The sequence below is a fragment of the Streptomyces sp. NPDC090106 genome (assembly GCF_044747265.1).
In the GTDB taxonomy this organism is placed as follows: Bacteria; Actinomycetota; Actinomycetes; order Streptomycetales; family Streptomycetaceae; genus Streptomyces.
This window is the reverse complement of sequence record NZ_JBIVDS010000033.1, coordinates 9249-30764: the sequence shown is the minus strand read 5'-3', so window position 1 is coordinate 30764 and position 21516 is coordinate 9249. Positions and strand designations below refer to the sequence as shown.

Sequence of the window (21516 nt, the reverse complement as noted above, 5' to 3'; positions counted from 1 at the left end):
GACGATCCACGGCCGCGACTCCCTCTTCCCCACGACCAGACCAACGACCACCCAAGCCGAAAGTCACATGATCAACGGCTTCTGTTAGGACCTCTAAGGCGCACCTCTACCCGGTCAAGCACCAGGCTGTCCTGAACACCCTGGAGAAGCTGCGGGACATCCTGCCCTGGGAGCCGGAAAGCTCGCTGGAACCGCTGGACCTGGAGCGCTTCCTGGATCACTGGCGGAAGGTCTACGGAGAGATCTTCGAGGTGATCGAGACCAGCGACGGGGTCATCCGCAGGGCATTCCAGCGGGAGGCGATGGCCCAGCTGCCAGCGAAGCGCGGCAAGGACCACTCTGAAGGTGGTCGCGATGCGGCGATCTGGTTCTCCGTCCTGGAATTCCTCGAACAGAACCCGGACCAGCACGTCCATTTCGTTACGAACAACAGCAAGGATTTCAGCGACGGGACCAGCTATCCGTACCCGCTGAACGAAGACATCCGCGGCCTGGAACACCGGCTCACCCTGCTGCAGGACTTCGACCAGGTCGTCTCCCAGTTCACCGAGGCGGTGTCCGGGAAAGACGCGGAGGCCGCTGCGCTCGAACTTCTGAAGTCGCCGTCCGTCCGAGAAGGGGTCGCCCAGGCGGCGGCGGGCCTCAGCACCCTCACTGGTTTCGCCGGTCTCGGCGACGGCACCGCGGTGGAGCAGTGGTACGCGTGGTGTGAGGAACCAGAGATCGAACTGCTCAGCGTCACGGACGTCACGGGCCACAGGATCGAAGATGACGTCTGGTACACGGCGAAGGCCCGATGGCTGTTGTATGGCCTCGCGGTCGACGAGATGGAGTCGCTCTCCGGGCACATCGCTTGCGTGTGGGAGACGAAGGTCCTCTTCTCTACCCGCAACGATGAGACCCCGACGCTCCTTGCGCTGGATGAACCGTCACCGCCGGACACTGGAGACGAGTCGTGCATGGAGATCCTGCGGGGCCTCAAGAAGCGAGTCGCCGGCATCGCGGCGGGTGCCAAGCGCAGCCTTCTGGCAGTTCAGACTCCACCGGCAGGCTTGGGCACCGATCAGCTGCCTCCCTTGCTCGCAAAGCTCGATCTGGCCTCTCTTCGGCTTGCTCAGGATGCCGCCCGGGCGGCAGTACTCATGAATGGCCCGGCGCAGCGCCTTGCCCGGCAGATCGCTGCCAACCAGAAGCTGATCGATGGTCCTGGCCTACGGTTCGCCCGGCAGATGGCAGCTCACAGTGCCGCCCTCCAGGCAGCAGCCAACAGTCCCGGGCTGCGCCTCGCTCAGCAGGCCGCTGCCTCAATGGCCAAGCTCGACATCGCCGCCTCAATCCCTCAGATCGGCGTGCCCGTTGTCACTCAGCCGACAAGCGGCGGGGCCGCCGTCGCTGAGGACGGTGATGAGGAGCTGGAGGTTTCCGATGCCCAAGCCGAACGGGACGAAACAGCCGAAGAAGGCGACGGCACGGCTGAGTAGACCTTCCGGATGAGCCCACGCGGCGGCTCCAAATCCGGGGGTGCGGCACCTTAGCGTGCGTCCATGGAAAACACCCGGATGCCCGAGCCGCTGCGCGACACGGTCTCGTCTCCGAGGTGGTCATGCACTGCCAGGAGGTGCTGCGCTACTACACCGAGCCGGATATCGCGCACGACTGAAAGTCGCAGGGTCGTTGGATCAAGTGACTCCATAAAGCAGGGCCCCGGAGATGTCTTCACTTCCCGGGGCCCGTGCTGTGTCCGGCTGACGTCACCGGAATTCGAGGGGTTTGTACCGGCTGTGGCACGGCTCCTTGGTCATCGCCTCCAGGAACCCTGGGGGTCACGTTCGGGCATGGTTCTGGGGTGAGTGAGTTGGCCGGTCGCCGCCTCGGCGAGCCAGGCGGCCCACCGGCCGATGAGCTCGTTCAGGTCCCCGATGACGAGCGGGATGAAGGGCCAGGCCACCTGGTGCATCATCATCCCCGGGCCGACGGCGGCGCGTGACTCGTGGTGAGGGTCGAGCGCGAAGGGTTCCATGGTTCTCGCGGTGCCGCGCAGCGGGGTGTCCATGAAGGTGGTCTCGAACCACTGGTACTGGTCTTCTGTCTTCGCGTCGGCGTACCAGAGGGAGTGGCTGCGGCCCTCGTAGCCGTGGTAGTTGGCGGGAACTTTCAGGGAGAGGGTCGCTGAGGCGATGACGTCGAATGGTGCCGGTGTCGAGGTGGTGCGCCAGACCTCGGGGGCGGTCTCCCTCGGTCCGGACAGAGTCAGCTGGGCGTCGTCGATGCGCACGGTCCACCCTCCCTGGTTGCCTCTGCGTACCTCCGCGCTCGGGGCAGCGGTCGTGAGGGTCGTGAGGAAGGCGTCAGCGATGAAGGAGAACGAGGTCGTGGCGGCATCGAGCAGGGCCTTGCGGCGGTCGGCCTCGGTGGCGTGTGCCGACGCCCGGCGGTCGACTTCGGCTTGGCGCGCGACCGCGCCCTGGTTCGCTTCCGCGAGCGCGGCCAGCCCGCCGGAGAGTGCGGCGACGGGGATCTGCCCCAGCCGGGCGAGCACGTTGCCGGCCGCGGGGCGTGCCTGGGGCGCCTTGTAGAGGCATTCCGTGATCAGCGCGGCCAGGAGCGAGGGCGCGGCAGTGAGCGGTGGCTGGGTTCCGTGCAGGTGCTGGTCCTGGTAGTCGTGCTCGGCCGGTCCGGTGAAGGGCCTGGTGCCCTCCAGGAGCTCGTAGGCCAGGACGCCCAAGGCATAGATGTCGGTCGCGCCGGTGGCCCGCTGGTACTTCCAGACCTCGGGTGCCATGTATGGCAGGCTTCCCCCGCCCTTGTAGGTGTGCTGGGCGGTGGTCGCTTCGGCGTAGCGGGCGATGCCGAAGTCGGCCAGGCACCAGCGGCCACCGAGCAGCAGGACGTTCTCCGGCTTGAGGTCGCGGTGGACGACCTCTCTGTCCTTGAGGTCGGCGAGTGCTTCGGCAACGTCGGACAGGACGGCGACCGCTTCGTTGAGGGGCAGCCGGCCGTGCTCCTGGAGGTGGTCGCGCAGAGACTTCTCGGCACGGGGCATCACCAGCACCCACTGGTCTTCGTGCTCACCGCTGTCGATGACCCGCACCACGTTGCGGACGCCGTCCAGGTCGGTGAACAGCATCTCGCGCTCGGTACCCGGCGCCTTGGGCACGAGCTTCACCGCCGCCTTCTCGCCAGCGGTGCTCTCCGCCTCAAACACGGCGCCGAAGCCGCCATCCCCAATGCGGGCGCCGACGGCCCACTCCTCATTCAGTGCCAGTCTCATGGTGCGCGTTGTCTCCATCGTCAACTGCTGTCCCGTGAGGGCAGTTTCGCCCCGCTTCTATGGTCTCAGCCCTCACTGACATCGGTGGATCCATGTTGTCCCGGCCCTCCGGGGCGGGTCCCGGAGATGGCTGGCCTTCCCCGGGACCCTTGGTGACCAAGGCGGGGCCAGATCTCTCCGGCCGCCGTGGCGATGAGCCAGTCGGCAGCTTCGGCGTCGGTCAGGAGCAGTGCCTGCGCCGGGTGGGCGGTGCCGTCCTTGTACGGCGTAGTCGCGGCCCGGGTGCGCGCAGGGCTTCGGAGCGGGGCTGGCTCTCGAGGCGAAGCGCTGCCAGGCGTCGGCGCCGACCCGCGCGAGGATCACGGTGGCGAATTGCTCGCTGGCGGCGGATCCGGGGACATCGGCGGTGGGCCGTCCGTCGAAGAGGACGTGGATGCGGGTCTAGCGTCCCGCGTCGGGACCAGATCAGAAGGAGACGTCGACGTAGTCGATGTCGGTGAATTCGACCTCAAGCTGGTCGGCGCGGCGGCCGTGGTCCTTGACGTACATCTCCTGGATGCCTTCGGCGATGACCTCGTTAGGGCTCTGGGCGCCGATGCCCCACTGTGTAAGGAAGGCGCTGGTCAGAAGTCCGCAAAACGCTCGGAGGCTTCGGGCAGGCCATCAGCCCCTTGGGCAAGCTCACCGCGCTGGCCAGCCTCGACTCGGAGGGCCTGATCAAGGCCTTCAGCGATCGCATCAGCGGAGACACCAGCGCCTCAACAGCCATGCGATCAGGGTCGCGCAGGGCGCCGAGCCGGTGGTCACCGACTATGTCGATGCGGCCCTGGCCGCGCAGAACGGTCTCGTCGCGGCGGAGGCGATCGGCCTGGGAGGTGTGTACCTGGGTTCGCTGCGCAACCATGCGCGTGCACTTGCGGACCTGATCGGCCTGCCCCGGTACGCCTACGTGGTGTTCGGCATGGCGATCGGCACCCCGGACCCGGACCGCCCCAGCGCGATACGCCCCCGGCCGGCGCAGGACGTCGTACTGCACCGCGAGCGCTACCGTGCGCGGCCGGCCGCCGAGTGGGTCGAGGACTACGAGCAGGCGTTCAAGGACTTCCGGGCCGAGTACGGGCTGCGGGACAAGACGTGGAGCCACGCCGTGGCGGTGGGTACGAGTCTGGGCTACATGGACGGGCGTGAGAACCTGCGCCGTACCCTGGAGGAGCGCGGCTACCTGCTGGGCTGAGGCATAGGAGGACGCCGGGCGTGGTCAGGCCGAAGACGCCGCTTCTGTCCGTGACACGGATCGCGGACGGTGCGATCGAACTCGTCGAGAGCACCGGCGACGTGCAGATGGTGCAGCTGGCCCGGCACCTCGGTGTCGCGCCGTCCTCGCTCTACTCCCATGTCACCGGCCGGGCGGAGGTCATCGACCTCGCCCGGCTGCGGCTGCTGGAACAGATGGAGCCCATCGGCCCCGGGCGCGACTGGCGCGAGACCGTGGCCAGCCTCCTGCGCCAGCTCACCGCCGTGTACGCCGGGCACCGCCGCATCCTGCCACTCATCTTCACCACCAGCTTCACCAGCGAACGCGCCATCGCGGTCTATGAGCCGATGTTCGCCGCACTGCTCGAAGCAGGCTTCGAGCCCCAACACCTGCGCCTGGTCGTCGCCGCAGACGAGGCCCAGGCGTTCGGCCTGGCCCAGGGCCTGCCCGCACCGGCCATGTCCGACCACATCCGCCAGACCCTGCCCGCCTACACCGCATCGGTGGACCACTCACGCTACGACCTGGCCACCGCCACCGAGTTCTCCGTGGCCATGGTCATCAACGGACTGTCAGCCCTCAAGGCCTGCACCACCCCTCAGTGACACACCCCCAGCAGTCCGGAGGCCCCCCGGGCAGCAACCGGCCCTCCCGCGGGGAAAACCGGCAGGGCCCAACAAGGGGACCTCACCCGGGGTTGGATCAGCACCCGTCCGGGAGGCACCCCATGGGCTGCGCGCGGACGGCGGCGGCCCCCGCCGGACTGCTGTCCGGCGGGGGCCGCCGCGGCGTCTTCGGGGTCAGGCCGGGCGGACGGTGACGTCGAGGTTGCGGGGGTCGCTCTGCGCGGCCTGGAGGCGCTGCTGGAGTTCGGCGTCGGAGTAGACGGCGACGGTGTCGTGGTCGGCGCCGGTGAGGGGGTTGACCGTCTGGAAGGTCCTGCACGATGTCGAAACCCGAGAAGCACCCAACACATTCAGCGGGTACTCACCTCTGATCGCGGGCTCCCTCGTCCACATCGTCACCGACGGCCACATACTCGCCTGCCGCCTACCCACCTCCTGAACACCGGGAGTACGGAGCCTGCACTTCGGCTCGTCCCCACCGGCCAGACACCAGCCGCCCAGTCGGCGGCGTAGGTGCAGCAGTAGCAAGTGAAGGTGGGCGTGCAGGCGGCGGGCTCCCAGTCGCCCTTCGAGCGGTTGCTCGCGGCGGACACGACGATAAGGCGGAATCTCACCATCCGCCCAGCCCCACAAAGGGCACGCGCCAGCGTGTTGGACAACTGCCCCAACCCACCAGTCAGCGTCATCCTTGCCCAGCAGCACATGACGAGGGCCCCGGGGAATACCCCGGGGCCCTCTAAGCGCCACATCTCTAGTTGAGCCCAAACAAGGCGAGGATGAGGTGACTAAGAACAGTCACCACCACACCCGGTAGAACCTTTGAAACCACCACACGGCGGGCTCGCGGCCAAAGGCTGTTCTGCTTATGCAATTTGAGGTTCCCCTCAGGATTCCATGGCCTGTCAACCTGATGGTCTAGGGCCGGAAGCTTGAGACGAGCGCCTAGTTGCACAGTAGCGGATCGCTGCAGCATCCAGAGGGTGATCACGAAAATCCAACGCAATCAGACTGCGCCGCGATGCTTCCGGCTGCGGCCGGCATCGCAGCCCGCTACGGCCAGCTGATCCTGACCGTCAGCAAGGCGCTCCCGCCCCTGGACCACAAGGTGCGCCAGCCTTCCGCTCACGCCGCCCTCGCGGAGACCCTGCGCCAGGCCGGGTAATAACTCAGTTGGGTGCGCCGTCTTCCGTGGGCTGATCGCCGACCGCACCCGGCTCTCCCCTTTGGGAATCGCCCCCCTTCGCCAGTCACGGCGTGAACGGCGCACCACGGTGGCGGACATGGTCCGCGCTGCTTTCCGGGCCAACAGCGCTGCTGGCGGCCTCGCGCATGTCCTATACATCGTCGAAGCTGGGCTGACTCCACGGCTGGTCGGGGGGTGGGCCTTGGGCGCCGAGGAGCTGGGTGATCTTCTCGGCTTCGTCGCTCGAGAGATCGGAGAGCAGGCGTGCCGTCGTGCCGAGGAGGGCGTCCAGCGGTACCTGGGTACGTGCGCCGCGGGCGCTGGCGATTCCGGTGCCGAACAGGCACTGGAGAGTCTCGCCGGAGGGGATGCGGGCATCGGCCTCGATGACTCCCTCGGCCTGTCCCAGTGCGTCGCTGATGCCGTCGAGTTGGGTGTCGTGGGAGATGTCGTCGCCGGGGCCGCCGTATCCGACGTGGCGGTCCGTGACGACCATGCGAAGAGAGGTCAGCGGGATGCCGAAGCGGTCGGCCCTGTTCCTCACCTCGTCAAGGCGTGGCAGATCGTGCTCCTGCCCCTGCGGGAGCTGACGCCGGGACTGGGCAACGAGCACATGGAACCGCGGGATCTGCAGGATCAGCTGGCCGGCCTTCACCGCCCAGTGCCACGGGCTGATGTCCGCGTCTGCTGTGCCGGGCACGATCATGCAGACGCGGCTGGTCCAGAGCTGGATCGCCTCACGCATCAGGTGCTGAAGGTTGCCGGTGCTGGCAGCCGGGGTACGCAGCAGAATGGGGAGGCTGATCATGCGGACGACCCGGTTCCAGAACTCGGCGTCGGTGATGTCCTCGGATTCCAGCAGGTACATCAGGGCCGTCTCGTCGAGATGACCGACTCCTCGCTGGGGTGCGGGGAAGCTGGCGAGTGTGGATCCGCCGCCCTGCCAGAGCGCGGCGAGGAAGGTTGACATCCGGTCAGCGACGTCGGTGGTCATCCGCGCGCTGAGGGCGTCGACGGCCTCGCGGGTGGGAACGCGTTCCCCCGCGCGAGCAGCCTCGGCTCCCTGGACGACCGTGTTCAGGAACTCCTCGGTCGCCGCTTTGTCCAGGGTGCCGCGGCCACCTTCGAGAACGGAGCGGGACACCAGACGAGGGATGCCTGGAGAGTCGTCGGCCGGCTGGAGCGCGCCGAGCGCGGAGGCATCGAGGAGCAGCGCGGTGCTGCTGCCAGGCAGCGAGGGAAGATCCCCTTGCAGCTGGGCGGCGGGCAGTTGGCCGAGGGCCAGGAGCACCGGCCGGTCTGCGCGGGGAAGGCGATGGAGGTCGTCCTCGAGTTCGCGCTGGTCGGATGTGGTGCGCAGATAGATGAACCGGCGTGGTGTGCGGGGTCGGCCGGGCCATTCGAGGACCATGTCGGGGACATGGGTGTGGTTGAAGAACTCTGTCTTGGTGATGGTGGCGCCGGGGTCCATGCGGCGCAGGTGCCGGGCGACGATGTCTTTGACCCGGGTGAACATCATCCGGTCGTCGGGCTCGTCCATGGCCTGGGAGATCGACTGTTCGACGATGTTCACCACGAGCCCTCTCTGCGGGTGAGTTCGGCGGCGACGATGGCTGCCCAGTCCTTGAGCGGCAGGAGGGTTTCCTGCTTGTCCGAGAGCACGATCAGCCACAGGCGTGCGGCGACCGACTGGGCGAGTTCGCTGTCCAGGAGTTTTCGGGCTTCCTCGGTGTCGCTGGTGCCGAAAACGCGGCTGCAGTGCTGCAGGACCGCGGCTTCCACCTGGCCGGGTGAGTTGAGGGTGGACCAGGAGTTTGCGCGGAAGGGTGCCCAGGTGATCCACATGAAGTGATCGCTGAGGTGATGCTGGGCCTGGGCGGCGACGTAGCACTTGGCGAGGAACTCGTCGAACTGCGTTCCCTGATCGCTGGGTTGCGCGTAGTTCTTGACCTCCGCGCAGAACATGTCGTTCTGGTAGGGGTCGCCGCGCATGGCACCCCCCAGATCGAAGGAGAACGTCCGGCCTCCGTACGGCCAGGACAGAGTCAGCCGACGGCCGCAGGACTCCGAGTCCGTGTTCGCGTACGCGCCGAAGATGCGCATCGTGCCCTCGAGCCACTGCTTGGCTCTGCGGGCTCCAGAGAAGCCCTTCACCTGAGCATCTTCGCCAACCACCACAGGCGTAGCTTAGTGCGATCGGATCATCACGATGCGCTCGAACGGGCCAATCCCCGCCCCACCGACACCTGCCAGCTCCAGGAAGGGACACCCGCGGCCTGGGGAAGCAAGCAGACGACAGGCCCAGGACCGGTCGGCTCCTGCGAAAACGCCCGCCCGGATCGGCGAACACGAGACTGTGGTGGAGTGACCCATCATCCCGGCCTCCTGCGGACCGCTCCCCTGCAGGGAGAGACCACCTCGTCGCTGATTGTGCCGCATCGCAAGCCGCTACGGGATGGAAGCGAAAGCGTTGCGGTCGTACTGGCAGTGGCGCAACTACCCGCCGGGGCACAACGGCGGCGGTGCGCGGGCCGACGCCGAGGTACTGCTGAACACAGCCGAACGGCAGCTCCTGGCGGGCCTGTCCGGCGCCGAAGAAGACGTGCTGGCGCGGGCGTTGCCGTCCTGGGGACAGGAGGACACCAAGCTGCCGGCCGGAAAGAACGGGGTGCCGTCGGCGGCGTGGCGGACCGGCGGCGCGGTCGCCGGCCCGGTCGCCGCCGTGCGGCAGTTCCACGCCCGCGAGGGACACGCACGCGTCCCTCGCAAGGCCGTGGAGACCGTGGACGGAGTCAAGCTGAAGATCGGGGCGTTCCTCAGCAACGCCCGGAGCCGGGCCGCGAAACTGAGCGCGGAGCGGCGCAGCGAGCTGGCCGCGCTCGGACTGGAATGGGCTGCGGAGGGCGGGGCCTGATGCAGCGGAGCGCGCAGGACGTCGCACGGACGACCGTCAGGCGCCAGGCCCCCGGCCTGAGTGCCGGGCAGATCGCGGACAAGGTCGCCGAGGCCGCCCTGCGGGAGCGAGAGACACAGGCAGAGCTCCGCTCCCCCGCCTCCCGGGCCGAGGACCTGGTCCCGCACGATCCGCAGCGACTCGCCGAGCAGTGGGCCGCCCGCCACACCGAGTGGCAGCGCCTCGCGGCGCTCATGGCCGGTGAGGGCTGGACCGTCTACGACCCCCAGCTCGACGTCCAGGGCGCGCAGTGGGACCAGGAGCGCGAAGCGCGCAGGATCGGCGCCCTCTCCCGGCACACGGCCTGGCGGCAGGAACAGGCCGACGCCCGCGACGGACTCCAGGCCCACGTCCGGCTGACCACCGACGCCGGCCGCCGCGTCCGCGACATCGCCGCCCGCACCGGCCTCACCCCCGAGCAGCTCCTGGCCCAACTCGCCGCCCACGCCGAACTGCGCGACAACGGCACCCTCGCGGCGGGGCCCTTCACCCCGCGGTGAACCACCAGCACGACCAGGACGTGAGCAGGCCCGCACCCACCGATAGGTGCGGGCCTGCTCCGTTGCCGCATCTGCACGTCGTGGGCATGCGCGGGACCGGCCGCGCTCACACGACCGGCCCCACGGCTTTCTGCGGATCGTCCTGCCCGCCCGGCACCCCGTCGATCCCCCACAGGAATGACCTCCCCTTCTCCGGCCGACGCGGAGAAAGACACCTCATGGAGTTAAGCCGTCAAGTCGGCCTTGGTCATCCAGCCGCGAAGGCGGCCAGCAGCGTGTCCGCCCGGACCTCGAGTTCGGGCGTCAGGGATCCCTTCACGGTCACCATGAGCTCGTCGCCTCCGACCGCACGGGCAAGCCGGACCTCGACCTGTCGCTGCTCACCGACCAAGGGATACGAGTACCAGCCGTCGGGCCGCTCGTCATCAGTCCCCTCGACCGCCAGTGCCACCGTCTCCCAGTCGGTGACATCGAATCCGTATCCCACGTAGTGCGACAGCAACGCCAGGAACGACCGCAGGTTGCGCTCCCAGATCCATCCCCCGACTTCCGCCAAGACTCCCCCTCCATGTCAGAAGGGACAGCCTGTCATGGGCCGCGATCACCCTGACGGGCCCACGGACGGTCTCGTAAGCGAGAGTGAGCAACGTTTGTCGACGGTCTCGGGCAGCACTTACTGATCAAGCGGGAGTAGGCCAGGAGACGTCAGTTTCGACGGCGGCGGTGTAGTCGACGCCGGGGACGGAGAAGCCGTAGAGGCGACGCACTCCGTCGTTGAACCAGTCGAGGTCGGCGAGCTCGGCGATGCTGCCGCTGGTGGCATCGCTCCAGCGTTCAGCGACGGCGTTCTGCACAGTGGGGGCCAGTTCCCAGGCGTCCAGGCGGATGCGCCCCTCGGCATCGAGGTCGAGGGGGAGGGCGCCGGTCAACTGGTCCCACAACTCGACCAGCTGACCAATTGGAGCCACCATGGCGTCACCGAGGACGCCGCGCAGCAGCCCGACGTACAGGGCGATGCCGGGGATGGCGGTGGAGGACTGGGTGACGGCAGCGGCGTTGACAGAGGTCACCGCCCGACCGCCCAGGGTCTTGCCGAGACGCTCGTCCAATGTGCGTGCGGTGGCTTCCAGATGGGCCTTCGCCGCGCCGATGGTGCCCTGCCGGTAGATCGCCGCGGTAAGCGGCGAGCCGATGTAGGAGAGGGCGGCGGTGCTGAAACCGTCAGCGAGCAGGGACCGGTCGGCCAGGAAGGTGACCCACCGTTCCCAGTCGGTGCCGCCCATCACCGCCACGGTCTGCTCAATGTCATCACCTTCAGCCGGTGCTGTGGTGATCTCCTTGACCTCCGGGGCACCGTGCTCGTCGAAGACAAGGGTCTTGGTGGTGTACGACGCACCGACCGGCTTGAGGACCGAGGCATGCACCTCGCCGGTCTCCGGGTCGGTGCGGCGAGGCGCGGCCACCGAGTAGACCAGGTAGTCGAGTCGTCCCCCAAAGCGCTCGGCCAAAAGGTCGGCGACCTGCTCCTTGACCGTGTCGCTGAACGCGTCACCGTTGAGGAAGACCATGTCCCGCCCGTGCTGTTGGGCGAGCCGCGCAGTGGCAGCAGTGCGATACCAACCAGCTGTGCCGGTGCGGCGCGCGGGCGCCTTCTCGAAGCACACACCGATCCCACGGATGCCTACCCGGGCCAGGCCCGCGATCGTTGCCGCCAGGCCATACCCGGCGGACGAACCGATGACCAGAGCCACTGGCCCCTCGCCCCCGGCGGGGGCCGGGGCGGGGACGGCCTGCCACATCTCGTTCACCAGCTGCTCGCAGCCGCCGGGATGGGAGTCGAGGAAGAGGAAACCCCGGCTCTTGGGTGCAATGACACGTTCGCTCACGGTGTGGTGTCCCAGATGTCGTCATGGACAAGGATGCGGCGGCCTCCTCGACCACCCGTCCCGCAAGTCTGCGCTGGTGCGGACGAACACGGTGATCTTGGCCGACACAACGATGCCTAGCCCGACTTGGAGAATTCCCACTAGCCCGCTCAAGCGGGGTAGCTGGTGAAGCCCAAGACCTAAGCCAAAAATCTCCAGTTACAGCAACTCCGTCACGACACGTCACAGATCATGAGATATGGCACAGCTTCTCACCTTGTTCTTCATGGTCCGAGTCGCCTTGAGAGTGCGTGACGCGACCCGACCTGGGGCTGAGTAGGGTTGTGGCCATGGCCAAAGGGACGGGGCGGGGGCCCAAGACGGACCTGGACATTGGCGTCGAGGACGTGACGCTGTCCATCCTGGAGTGGCTTGGCGAGCAGGGGGTCGGTGCCATGATCCGGGTCGACGCGGAGCGCATGCGTGACGGTCAGCCAGCGTGGACATTCGCCGCTTCTGGTGGGCCGCTGGACGGTGGGATGAGGGCCGACGGGACCTCGGTCGCCGAGTGCATGGGCATCGCACTGCTTCGATTGCGCGAGGCTGGGCTGGCTGTTCCATTCTGACGTTGTGTTCCGCCTCCGAGCTGATCGCGTTCGGTGATGCTTTCGGGGCGCCCGGTGGTCTTGCCCACGTCGTAGCGGGTGCTCGGCCTCCGGTTCTTCGATCCAAGTAGCCTTCCAGGTCCGGGCGTTGAGTGTTTCGGTGCACGGGCCGGGCAGCTGAGATGTGGGCGGAGGTTTCTGAACCCCCGGCGTACTCGGGCCGGGGTGAGCCGGCCGGGCTCGGCGGGCTTCTCCCACGGCCGCCGCAAGTCGGCGGCGGCCCCGCGCAGAAGGCGGATCTGGGTGTGCGCGGCGATGATCAGCCAGGTCCAGCGCTCGCCGGCCTCGGGGGTTCGCAGCTTCGGACGGGTCCACCCGAGAGTCTGTTTCATCAGCCTGAACAGGTGCTCGATGTCGAACCTCCTCAGGAACGCCTTCCAGCGCACGTCGACCTCTTCGCTGTTCAGGCCGGTGGCGGAGGACCAGAGCCAGAGCGGCAGTAGGTCGCCTCCGCCGGGCAGGCGGTCGACCTGGAGGCGGATCAGCGTGCCCTCGATGATGGGGAGTTCGCCGGTGTGGTCGATCCAGGCGGAGCGGGTGGTCAGGCGGGGGTGGATGCGGTTCCAGGCCATCGTGCGAGCGATGCCGTACCGGTCGGTGACCTGCGTCGTGGCCGCGTCCGGCTCGCCCCAGGTCTCCGGTTTGGCGAAGCGGAATTCCTTGCCGTGCTTGGGCGGTCGCCCGCCCTGGGGATAGGCCAGGGCGTACTCCTTGAGTGAGGGCCTCGGCCGTCGCATGACGCGGTCGGAGCGCATCCGTCCCAGAACCTCGACCGGAAGGCCGGACGTCGGTGGCTCCACACGACGTCGTGTGGAGCCACCGACGTCCGCTCAGGTGCCCGTGCCGTGCGTTGTCGAAAGAAGTGCGGCCAGTTCGTTGTCGTCCGGGCGATGGACCGCCTCGGCCGCCTTGCGGAGAGTGGCGCGGTCGACCTTTTCGGGATCGGCGCTGAGCCGGATGACCACGCCGTCACGGGGCACCGCATACTCGTGGCTTACGCCTATGGTGCGGTACCAGGCGTCGCCGTCCTGCTCGCAGGTGACCGGCTTGGCCTTGTCGGTGCCCGCAGGATGGTCGGCGCAGTTGTCGGCCGTCAGCGTGTCGAACTCCGAGAAGAGACCGAACCGGAGGGAACCCTTGTCGGACCGGTACGCGGCGACGAACTGGTTGAACTCGTACTTGCCGACCGACTCCGGGAACACGGTGAAACCGGGGGCATCGGTGACATAGACGAGGTCCGGATCGACGCCCCATGTTTCGGCGGCCTCGTCGAGACCTGCCGCTGTCCCCGACTGCTTCTCCGTGCCACATCCGGCGAGAAGCAGCGGTAACAGGAGCACGGGGAGCAGCGCACGCGCGGTTCGCATCATGCGGCCATCCTGTCGCACAGGCGCACGACAGGAGCAACCCCTTTCTGGACTTGCCGAGTCGCACGCTCAGCCGTGCCTGTACCGGTGTTCCTCCGCTCCTTCATCCCGTGACCGCGATCGCCACCGTCGTCGTGAGGAAGGCCAGTACCTCGAAGAGCGGGAACCATGTCGAGCCGGACATGCGGCGCCACATGAGCACGCGGGCCGCCTGCAGATTGTGGGGGTAGCTGACGGCGGGAAGCCGGGAGCGGACGAAGTACAAGGCGCGGCACACCGAGGAGGCAGTCGCCGCGTCGGCAGGATCACGACCCTGCACACCGCCGTCCGGCCAGCCCTGGCCGACCGGCTCCGCGCCGCAGGGGCCGGCCGCCCCTGGACCGGACGGTCTTTCACCACAGGGCAGGGTACGCAGCAGCAGTTGGCGGTGCGCCCGGTCGCGCCGGACGCCGTGGCCGAGGTCACCGTGGACGTCGCCCGCGACAATGCCCGACGGTGGCGCCACCCAGTGCCTCTCGGCCGGATCCGCACCGACATGGACGTGGACGACGTACCGGCATTCGGGACGCCCTAACAGGCGAGCCAGCTCCTGCCGCCGTTGAACCAGGGCGGCGCGCCACTACAGGTCCAACGGCGGCTCAACGCCTAGTGCTGGATTCCTCTTTCGCTGGGTATATGTACTGGTGGCGGGGTAGTTGAGGGTGCTCGGGGGCGGGTGCTGGACGATGGTTTTACGGGCACGGCCTGGGCGTGACGAGGACGAGCGGACCGTCGTTCGCCGCTTGTCGCGGGCACGCAAGGCGCCGCGGGATGCGGTGATGCGGGCTCGGATGATCGAGCTGAGCTGGTCGGGGTTACGGGTTCCGGCGATCGCCGTGGAGCTGGACTGCAGCCAGAAGACGGTCCGGTGCTGGCTGCACCGCTTCAACCGCTCGGGCCTGCAAGGGCTGGATGACCTGGGCGGGCAGGGCCGCAAGCGACGGATCACCGAGGAGGAACGCTCGAGGATCATCGCCCTGGTCAAGAGCGTGCCACCGGGTCGGCTGAGGTGGGAGCCCGTCGGCGAGCTGTGGGCCTTCGACGAGTCCGGACCAGCCGAGTGGACCCTGGATTCCCTGGCCGCTGCAGCACGGGCGGAAGGGATCGAGGTGGGCCGCTCACAGGTCCGGCGCATCCTGCTCGCCGAAGGCGTGCGCTGGCGCCGCACCCGGTCCTGGACGCGCTCGAAGGACCCGGACTTCGTCCCAAAAGGACACGGATCATCGGCCTCTACACCCACCCGCCCGTCGGCGCCACGGTGATCTGCGCCGACGAGCTGGGGCCAGTGATCCCGCGGACGTTCCCGCCCGCACCTGCCTGGTCACCGGACGGACACCGGATCAAAGCGGAACTCGACTACAGCCGCGGACCCGAGAAGACCTGGGTCTACGGCGGCCTGCGACCAGCCGACGGCACGACAGTCACGATGACCGCGTCGTCCCGCAACAGCGTGTTCTATCAGCGGTTCCTGCAGCTGATCGAGGACGCCAACCCGGACGGGGAGATCTGGATCGTCACCGACAACCTGTCCAGTCACAACAGCGTGTCCACCCGGGCCTGGCTCGAGGACCATCCGCGCATCCACCATGCCTTCATCCCGGTGGGCGCATGCTGGCTCAACCTGCAGGAAGGCTGGTGGCGCATCTTCCGCAAGACCGCCCTCGCCGGCCGGTCATTCGCCAACCGTGACGACATCGAATATGCCACCACTCTGGCGACCGACCAGCTCAACGCTCGTGCCAACCCCTGGATCTGGGGCAGACCCACACCACCAACTCGCCTACTACGGCGCCGATATGTGTACACCGTTTGAGGAACCCAGCACTAGGGGCCCGCGCGGTCGAAGACGAGCGCACTGACCATGGGGCGTGGTGTGGCCGGCGGAGCCGGATGAGGATCCGTCAGCTTTCTCAACAGCTCCGCTGAGGACGTTTCGTAGGCGTCGCGGACAGGATCAGGCGGTGGGCGAAGACAGAGCGGGCAGCCGCCGTCTGTACGCGGAGCCAAGCAGCGGCGATACTTTCAGAGAACGTTGATGAGGGGGAAGGGCAAAATGCCATCATCACCAGAAGACATATTAGCTGCTTACGGCGCCTTCCTGGAAAACCGCCGTCATTTATTTTCCGCTGCTGGTGAAAACAGTGACTTGAGTGACGCTGGAGTCCGCGATCTTACAGAGTTGATGGATAGTGCCTGTGTGCTGCTCCGGCAACTCGATGATTTTCCTGAGAACGACTCGCCGCCGCTTCTGCCGTCCGAAGTCTGGTTGACCTTGAATGTGGCTGTCCCCGCCCTCTTGGTCAAGGTGGGATATCGAACCCCGCCGCCCCCTACCTTCGAGCAGCTCCTTGGCCTGACTATGCTGGCCACGCACCCGTTGGGCACAGTGCATTGTGAGCGGGTCCATTTTGCGGAATGGGCCGACGAACTCGACACCATCAAGTCCCGTATGGTTCCACTCTCAGCTGGAGACTCACGCCGTACATGGCGGAAAAATTTGCTCGGAGTGCGACGGGTGGCGAACAAGTTGCTACCCTTTCTCACTGCCGCGACAGCTGTTGCATGTGCACCCCTTCTCTTCCCGGCCGCAGTCGCTGGAGTCATGACCGCCGTTGGCTCGTCGCTGGCCGGCTTGTTCCTTCCTCCGGCAGAAGACCTTCGTCACCTCTACGACCATGAACCGATCACGGATGTGCCTGGAAGCGAGTTACGGGCGTGGGCGGCCGAAAGGGCACTGGTCGTAGCCGATTTGTGCTGGCAATCCGACAGCGATTACTCACAGCAGCTGGCAGCCTGGGCCTCGGGGGCGGCTCGCCACCACATGTCGGTCCTCCACGGCGATGTACTGGCAGACCATGCAAGGGCACCGCGCAGACGCCGTGTCACGAACGTGGTTGATCCGCCTCCGGGCCGGCCGGCGGACAGTGAACGTCCTAACCTAACCGCTTCTCCTGACCCTGACCAGCAGCAGGCGGTGAGAACACGCCCCCGGCCCTCAGTCCCCGGCGGCCCGGGGAGCACTGGATCCCTCTGAGCGGGGCAGCTTGTCGATTCGTTGGGGCATGCCGACCGGCCGACTCGATATCACTGGCAGGGCAAGCCTGACCTCGGGGAGAAGGTCATGACCGACGACCTTGCCCGCCAGCCCCCAGAGGCATCTCATACTGCACAACCCAGGTCATCCGATGGCGTCAGAAGTCAACTTCCACTGCACATATGGCGATTCGACCTCTTGAGGTACATGGACTCCGTACTGTCGGGTGAAGGCATTCATCCGGATGAACAGGGGTATCCGTGATCGGCAAGATCGGGCTGACCGAGGCTGTTGCGGCGCTTCAAGATGAGCTCATCGAGGAGTTCGGCGACTCGCTCCTTGTTGGTCTCGATGTTCCGGTCGGTGCGGGCGAGGCGCTGGCAATTGGGCCAGCAGTCGTCGGTGTCGGGGGTGACCATGGGGTCGTCCGCCGAACCTCTGAGCTGGCAGGCTGCGAGAGCGGGGTTGAGGACGCAGGTCATGCCCTCTCCGTGGTGGATCTGCAGAAGGGGGTCACCGAGCAGGTCGCGGGCATGACGGTCGTTGTTCACGACTCGGCCGGCGAACTCGCGACTGGCTGCATGGACGCGGTAGCGGTAGGCGTCTGCGGCGGGGCCGCTGACGTGCTCGCCTGCGCGGAGTCGGCGTTCGTCCTCGGCGATGCCTTCCATGCGGAAGAGCCAGTCCTCGAACGCGTAGCCGTCCAGGAATCCGGCTTCGTATGAGCCTGACGGTGGAGTCGGGTATTGGAAGCCTCCGAATACCTGTTTACGTCAGGCGGCCGTAGCTGCGGTTTGGGCATTTTGCCCATTTTCCCGGATGAAGCATCCGGCAGCTCCTAGAGTGCTTTCCACGAGTGGGATGAAGTCAGGGAGTAGGGCGTGGCACGTGTGGTGGCGGTGCATGGGATCGGCCAGCAAGTGGCGGGCGAGACAACGATGATGACCAAGTGGTGGCCAGCCATAGCCGACGGGGTACGCCGTGCCGGGGCAGGCGGAGTGGTATCCCAGTCGGACGTGGAGATGGCGTTCTTCGGCGATGTGTTCCGGCCGCCGGGAGAGCTTCTTGCTGTTGGGGATTCTGTCTGGACGGCTGCTGATGTGGAAAAGGGGTTCGAGCGAGAATTGTTGGCCGCGTGGTGGAGAGCTGCGGCGGAGAGTGATCCGGCAGTGGTGCCACCGGAGGCTCAAGAGATGCTGGCGGCCACGCCGCGGTCAGTGCAGGTCGCGCTGCGGGCACTGTCAGGGTCGCGGTTCTTCGCCGGGATCGCAATACGGGCGATGGTTGGCGATATGAAGCAGGTTCGCCGCTATCTCACCGACCCGCAAGTACGCGCCGTTGTGCGAGGGCGGGTGCTCGATACGCTGGGTGAGGACACCCGGGTGGTGGTAGCGCACTCGTTGGGCTCGGTGGTGGCATATGAGGCGCTGTGCGCCCGGCCAGGGCACCGGGTGCGGGCGCTGGTTACTCTTGGCTCGCCGCTGGGCGTCCGGCACCTGATCTTTGATCGGCTGCTGCCGAATCCGGGGACGTGGCCGGGCGATGAGCAGCTGAAATGGACCAACATCGCGGACGAGGGGGACGTGGTGGCGTTGGTGAAGGATCTGCGACCGTGCTTCGGCGACCGCGTGCATTCCGTACGAGTGGACAACGGTGCGCACGCCCATGATGCGTCCGCATACCTGACCGACACATGGTGCGGACGAGCAATCGCTCAGGGGCTGGCGTGACTGCTCCGCGATCCGGCGGCAGCGGTACCGGTGAGATGGGTCCACGCCGGTTCCTGATCGCCGCAGCCATGGCGAAGTACACCAAGTGTCCCGACTGGGACCGGCCTCAATTGGTGGAGGCACGCGACAAGGTCATCGAGGTGTTCACCGGCCGGCTGGGCTATCGGCATGTCAGCGGGCTCGGGCTGGATCCCTCACGCTTCCAGCTGACCGACCAATTGCGGTCGTTTTGCAGGACAGGCGACCGGCGTGAGGACGACCTGCTGGCTGTCTACCTTTCCGGCCACGGCGAGATCCTGGACGACGGCGGTGACCATGTTTTGCTCACCGCCGACACTGACCCGGACGATGTCTCTTACACCGCGCTACCGACGGTGGACCTGGCCCGGGCGATGCTGCGCGACACCAAGGTGCGGCGGCTGCTACTGGTGCTGGATACCTGCTATTCCGGGCAGGGCGGCAACGAACTGGCGGCCGCAGCGCTGGAACGTATCAGTCACCAGTGGGGCCGGACCGCCGCCGGCTCCGGCCTGGTCGTCGTTTCCTCGGCTCAGCCTCACCAGCAGGCTAAAGCCGGCCTGTTTCCTCGCCTACTCACCGATGCTGTCGATGGGTGGGCTACCGCCGGGCACGGCCCCGCCACGCTGGCGGTATCGACAGTGGTGCAGCAGATCAACGACCACCCCGACCGGCCCACCTGGCAGCGCGTCAGCCTATCCCAGTTCGGGCTGACCGGGGAGCCACCGGCCTTTTTCACCAACCCCCGCCACAGCGCCCAGGTGACCGAACGCGCTCCGGCTATCCAGGGGGCCACCGAGTCCGACGAGCAATCCCGGCGCCGCGATACAGAACTGACCACCCGGATGCTAGTGAGCGCCATGGCCTATCACGTGGACGCCAGTCAGGGCTGGTGGTTCTGCGGTCGCCACGCCGCACTTGCCGAGCTGAACGACTGGTTACGCGAACCCGCCTCACAGCATGGGGCGGCCTGCCTGGTGATCACCGCCGGCCCCGGTTCGGGCAAAACCGCAGTGCTCGGCCTGATCGCCGCTCTAACACATCCCGAACGCCGCCGCACCGTTCCCCTCGACGCCCTCGACCTGCCCCCCCGTCTGGTACCCGATCCGGACGCGATCGATGTCGCCATCTACGCCCAGAATCTGTCCGACATCGACGTCCTGCATGGCATGGCCGCCGCCGTGAACGTCCACGCCGACACCGGTAGTGAACTCCTCGACCACCTGGACACCATCGTCCGCGACCGACCGCTGACCGTGCTGATCGACGCACTCGATGAGGCCGCCACTCCGAACACTCTGTGCTCCCGCATCCTACGCCCGCTGATCGAGCATTCCCGCGGCCGGATCCGTCTACTGCTGGGCACCCGTCCCCACCTCCTTGACCGCCTCGGCATCCCTCATCGCCCCGACCCCAACCACCATCGGCAGGTCATCAACCTCGATGACGACCGCTACGCCGACCCTCAGGCCCTGACCAGGTTTACTATCCGCACCCTGTGTGAGGCCCACCCAGCCTCCCCTTATCGGCACACCCCCCAAATGGCACACTTGGTGGCACACGAAGTCACCAAAGCGGCCGGGGCCTCGTTCCTCGTCGCCCGGATTGTCGCCGGCACCCTTGCCGCCGACCCTGCTATCCCTGACCCGCAGGACCGTGCCTGGCGGGAGAGCCTGCCCCGCCACGCAGGCCAGGCCATGCACGACGACCTCAGCTGCCGCCTGCGCACCCACGCGGACAAGGCCGCTGACCTCCTACGGCCCTTGGCGTTCGCCGAAGGCCAGGGCCTGCCCTGGGAGGACATCTGGGCCCCCCTGGCCTCAGTCATCTCGGCCCGCACCTACACTGATGATGATCTTCTTTGGTTGCGACGCGAAGCTGGCTCCTACGTTGTGGAGGCCACTGAGGGCGGCCGCTCCGCCTACCGCCTCTACCACCAGGCTCTGGCTGAAGGCCTCCGCAACCACGCCGACGAGACCCGGGTTCACGCGGCCTTCACCGACATCCTCACTAGCCGTGTGCCCTACCGCGGCGACGCCACCCGCGACTGGTCCCGCGCCCACCCCTACACCCTCACCCACCTCGCCACCCACGCCACCAAAGCCGGGCAGCTGGACAACCTCCTCACCCACAGCGAATACCTCGTCCATGCCGCCCCCCGCAGCCTCGCCCTCCAGCTGCACCACACACGCACCGACACCGCCCGGCTGATCGCTGCCGTTTACCGCACATCTTTCGGCCTGCACGCCGAAACCACACCGGACCTGCGCCGCCAGCTCCTCGCCCTCGACGCCGCGCGGGCCGGCACCTCCAGAATGCATCGCCAGCTCACCCGCCAAAACCCAGAAGGCAACTGGAGTCCGAGGTGGGCCACCGGCAGTAGTTTCTCTCCAGGGCTACGCGACACCTTGACCGGCCACTCCCGGGCAGTGACTGCGGTGTCGTGCACGGAAATGGAGGGAAGCCCCGTTGCCGTCACCGGTAGCGACGACGGGACTGTGCGGGTCTGGGACCTGCACTCAGGTCTCTCAGTTGGCCAACCCCTCATCGGAGGACACAGCGCGGTTGGGGCCGTGTCGTGTGCGATGCTCGAGGGAAACCCCGTCGCCGTCATCTGTAGTGACGACGGGACTGTGCAGGTATGGGACCTGCACTCACGCCGGACTCTCGGCCAACCCCTCACCGGACACACGGGCCGAGTGCTGGCGGTGGCATGCACCCTGCTCGACGGCAACCCCGTCGCCGTCACCGCAAGCGACGACCGGACAGTGCGGGTGTGGGACTTGGCAACGAGCACCCCCATTGGCGGAGCTATGACCGGCCACACACGCGGAGTCCTGGCGGTGTCGTGTGCGGTGTTGGGGGGAAACCCCGTAGCCGTCACCGGCAGCGGCGACGGGACTGTGCGGGTTTGGGACCTGCACTCACGCCGGACTCTCGGCCAACCCCTCACCGGACACACGGGCCGAGTGCTGGCGGTGGCATGCACCCTGCTCGACGGCAACCCCGT

Annotated in this window: 19 protein-coding genes and 1 pseudogene; 11 read left to right on the top strand and 9 right to left on the bottom strand. The window is 67.2% G+C overall.

All coding sequences use genetic code 11. The annotated features are described in order from the left end of the window. The first annotated feature begins 131 nt into the window (after nucleotides 1-131). The gene (locus ACIPSE_RS46530) at nucleotides 132-1481 is read left to right on the top strand and encodes a PIN domain-containing protein (RefSeq protein WP_401676129.1); all 1350 of its coding nucleotides are present in this window, start codon (nucleotides 132-134) and stop codon (nucleotides 1479-1481) included. 317 nt (nucleotides 1482-1798) lie between these two features. On the opposite strand, the gene ACIPSE_RS46525 is transcribed toward ACIPSE_RS46530, so the two are convergent. Further along, nucleotides 1799-3271 carry a serine/threonine-protein kinase gene (locus ACIPSE_RS46525; RefSeq protein ID WP_401676125.1) on the bottom strand — a complete coding sequence of 491 codons (1473 nt, stop codon included), beginning with the start codon at nucleotides 3269-3271 and terminating at the stop codon, nucleotides 1799-1801. Between the two features lie 490 nt (nucleotides 3272-3761). Here ACIPSE_RS46525 and ACIPSE_RS46520 point away from each other — a divergent pair, with 490 nt between their 5' ends. Beyond that, the gene (locus tag ACIPSE_RS46520; RefSeq protein ID WP_401676123.1) at nucleotides 3762-4505 is read left to right on the top strand and encodes a nitroreductase family protein; all 744 of its coding nucleotides are present in this window, start codon (nucleotides 3762-3764) and stop codon (nucleotides 4503-4505) included. 50 nt (nucleotides 4506-4555) lie between these two features. Next, entirely contained in the window at nucleotides 4556-5131 is a 576-nt protein-coding gene (locus ACIPSE_RS46515) for a TetR/AcrR family transcriptional regulator (RefSeq protein ID WP_401676121.1), read from the top strand. A 195-nt stretch (nucleotides 5132-5326) separates the two neighbouring features. Here ACIPSE_RS46515 and ACIPSE_RS46510 read toward each other — a convergent pair whose 3' ends face one another. Next, nucleotides 5327-5497 carry a hypothetical protein gene (locus tag ACIPSE_RS46510; RefSeq protein ID WP_401676119.1) on the bottom strand — a complete coding sequence of 57 codons (171 nt, stop codon included), beginning with the start codon at nucleotides 5495-5497 and terminating at the stop codon, nucleotides 5327-5329. Between the two features lie 673 nt (nucleotides 5498-6170). On the opposite strand from ACIPSE_RS46510, the gene ACIPSE_RS46505 reads away from it, so the two are divergent. Then, complete coding sequence (locus tag ACIPSE_RS46505) at nucleotides 6171-6314, top strand: hypothetical protein (protein ID WP_401676117.1); 144 nt, start codon at nucleotides 6171-6173, stop codon at nucleotides 6312-6314. A 172-nt stretch (nucleotides 6315-6486) separates the two neighbouring features. Here the strand turns inward: ACIPSE_RS46505 and ACIPSE_RS46500 are convergent, their stop codons facing one another. Together ACIPSE_RS46500 and ACIPSE_RS46495 are read right to left on the bottom strand one after the other, a co-directional pair. After that, nucleotides 6487-7908: a hypothetical protein gene (locus ACIPSE_RS46500; RefSeq protein WP_401676115.1), complete on the bottom strand. Its 1422-nt coding sequence runs from the start codon at nucleotides 7906-7908 to the stop codon at nucleotides 6487-6489. Next, on the bottom strand, nucleotides 7905-8489 hold the full coding sequence (locus ACIPSE_RS46495) for a hypothetical protein (RefSeq protein ID WP_401676113.1): 585 nt from the start codon (nucleotides 8487-8489) through the stop codon (nucleotides 7905-7907). The genes ACIPSE_RS46500 and ACIPSE_RS46495 overlap by 4 nt, the downstream gene beginning before the upstream one ends. A gap of 301 nt (nucleotides 8490-8790) precedes the next feature. Between ACIPSE_RS46495 and ACIPSE_RS46490 the strand changes: the two genes are divergently transcribed. Both ACIPSE_RS46490 and ACIPSE_RS46485 read left to right on the top strand, forming a co-directional pair. Beyond that, nucleotides 8791-9249 (top strand): helicase associated domain-containing protein, encoded by a 459-nt coding sequence (locus tag ACIPSE_RS46490; RefSeq protein ID WP_401676111.1) that lies wholly within the window; start codon nucleotides 8791-8793, stop codon nucleotides 9247-9249. Then, on the top strand, nucleotides 9249-9788 hold the full coding sequence (locus ACIPSE_RS46485; RefSeq protein WP_401676109.1) for a hypothetical protein: 540 nt from the start codon (nucleotides 9249-9251) through the stop codon (nucleotides 9786-9788). Before ACIPSE_RS46490 ends, ACIPSE_RS46485 begins: the two co-directional genes overlap by 1 nt. Nucleotides 9789-10035: 247 nt before the next feature. On the opposite strand, the gene ACIPSE_RS46480 is transcribed toward ACIPSE_RS46485, so the two are convergent. The 5 genes and pseudogenes from ACIPSE_RS46480 to ACIPSE_RS46460 form a co-directional block, all read right to left on the bottom strand. Further along, nucleotides 10036-10344: a hypothetical protein gene (locus ACIPSE_RS46480; RefSeq protein WP_401676107.1), complete on the bottom strand. Its 309-nt coding sequence runs from the start codon at nucleotides 10342-10344 to the stop codon at nucleotides 10036-10038. A gap of 124 nt (nucleotides 10345-10468) precedes the next feature. Then, a complete protein-coding gene (fabV, locus tag ACIPSE_RS46475; RefSeq protein WP_401676105.1) occupies nucleotides 10469-11674 on the bottom strand; it encodes an enoyl-[acyl-carrier-protein] reductase FabV in 1206 nt (401 codons plus the stop codon). A 622-nt stretch (nucleotides 11675-12296) separates the two neighbouring features. Continuing rightward, nucleotides 12297-13100 (bottom strand): annotated as a pseudogene (locus ACIPSE_RS46470) (transposase); the annotation flags it as partial. Between the two features lie 48 nt (nucleotides 13101-13148). Next, complete coding sequence (locus ACIPSE_RS46465) at nucleotides 13149-13688, bottom strand: hypothetical protein (RefSeq protein WP_401676103.1); 540 nt, start codon at nucleotides 13686-13688, stop codon at nucleotides 13149-13151. Nucleotides 13689-13788: 100 nt separating this feature from the next. After that, nucleotides 13789-14190: a hypothetical protein gene (locus ACIPSE_RS46460; RefSeq protein ID WP_401676101.1), complete on the bottom strand. Its 402-nt coding sequence runs from the start codon at nucleotides 14188-14190 to the stop codon at nucleotides 13789-13791. A 220-nt stretch (nucleotides 14191-14410) separates the two neighbouring features. Between ACIPSE_RS46460 and ACIPSE_RS46455 the strand changes: the two genes are divergently transcribed. From ACIPSE_RS46455 to ACIPSE_RS46435, 5 genes are all read left to right on the top strand, one after another. Next, nucleotides 14411-14986, top strand: coding sequence for a helix-turn-helix domain-containing protein (locus tag ACIPSE_RS46455; RefSeq protein ID WP_401676100.1), 576 nt, complete (start codon nucleotides 14411-14413; stop codon nucleotides 14984-14986). Beyond that, nucleotides 14983-15537, top strand: coding sequence for a transposase (locus tag ACIPSE_RS46450; RefSeq protein WP_401676098.1), 555 nt, complete (start codon nucleotides 14983-14985; stop codon nucleotides 15535-15537). The genes ACIPSE_RS46455 and ACIPSE_RS46450 overlap by 4 nt, the downstream gene beginning before the upstream one ends. A gap of 1481 nt (nucleotides 15538-17018) precedes the next feature. After that, entirely contained in the window at nucleotides 17019-17483 is a 465-nt protein-coding gene (locus tag ACIPSE_RS46445; RefSeq protein WP_401676096.1) for a hypothetical protein, read from the top strand. Between the two features lie 156 nt (nucleotides 17484-17639). Then, entirely contained in the window at nucleotides 17640-18488 is an 849-nt protein-coding gene (locus ACIPSE_RS46440; RefSeq protein WP_401676094.1) for a hypothetical protein, read from the top strand. Between the two features lie 68 nt (nucleotides 18489-18556). After that, the coding region (locus ACIPSE_RS46435) for a hypothetical protein (RefSeq protein ID WP_401676092.1) at nucleotides 18557-21516 on the top strand (2960 nt) is incomplete at its 3' end.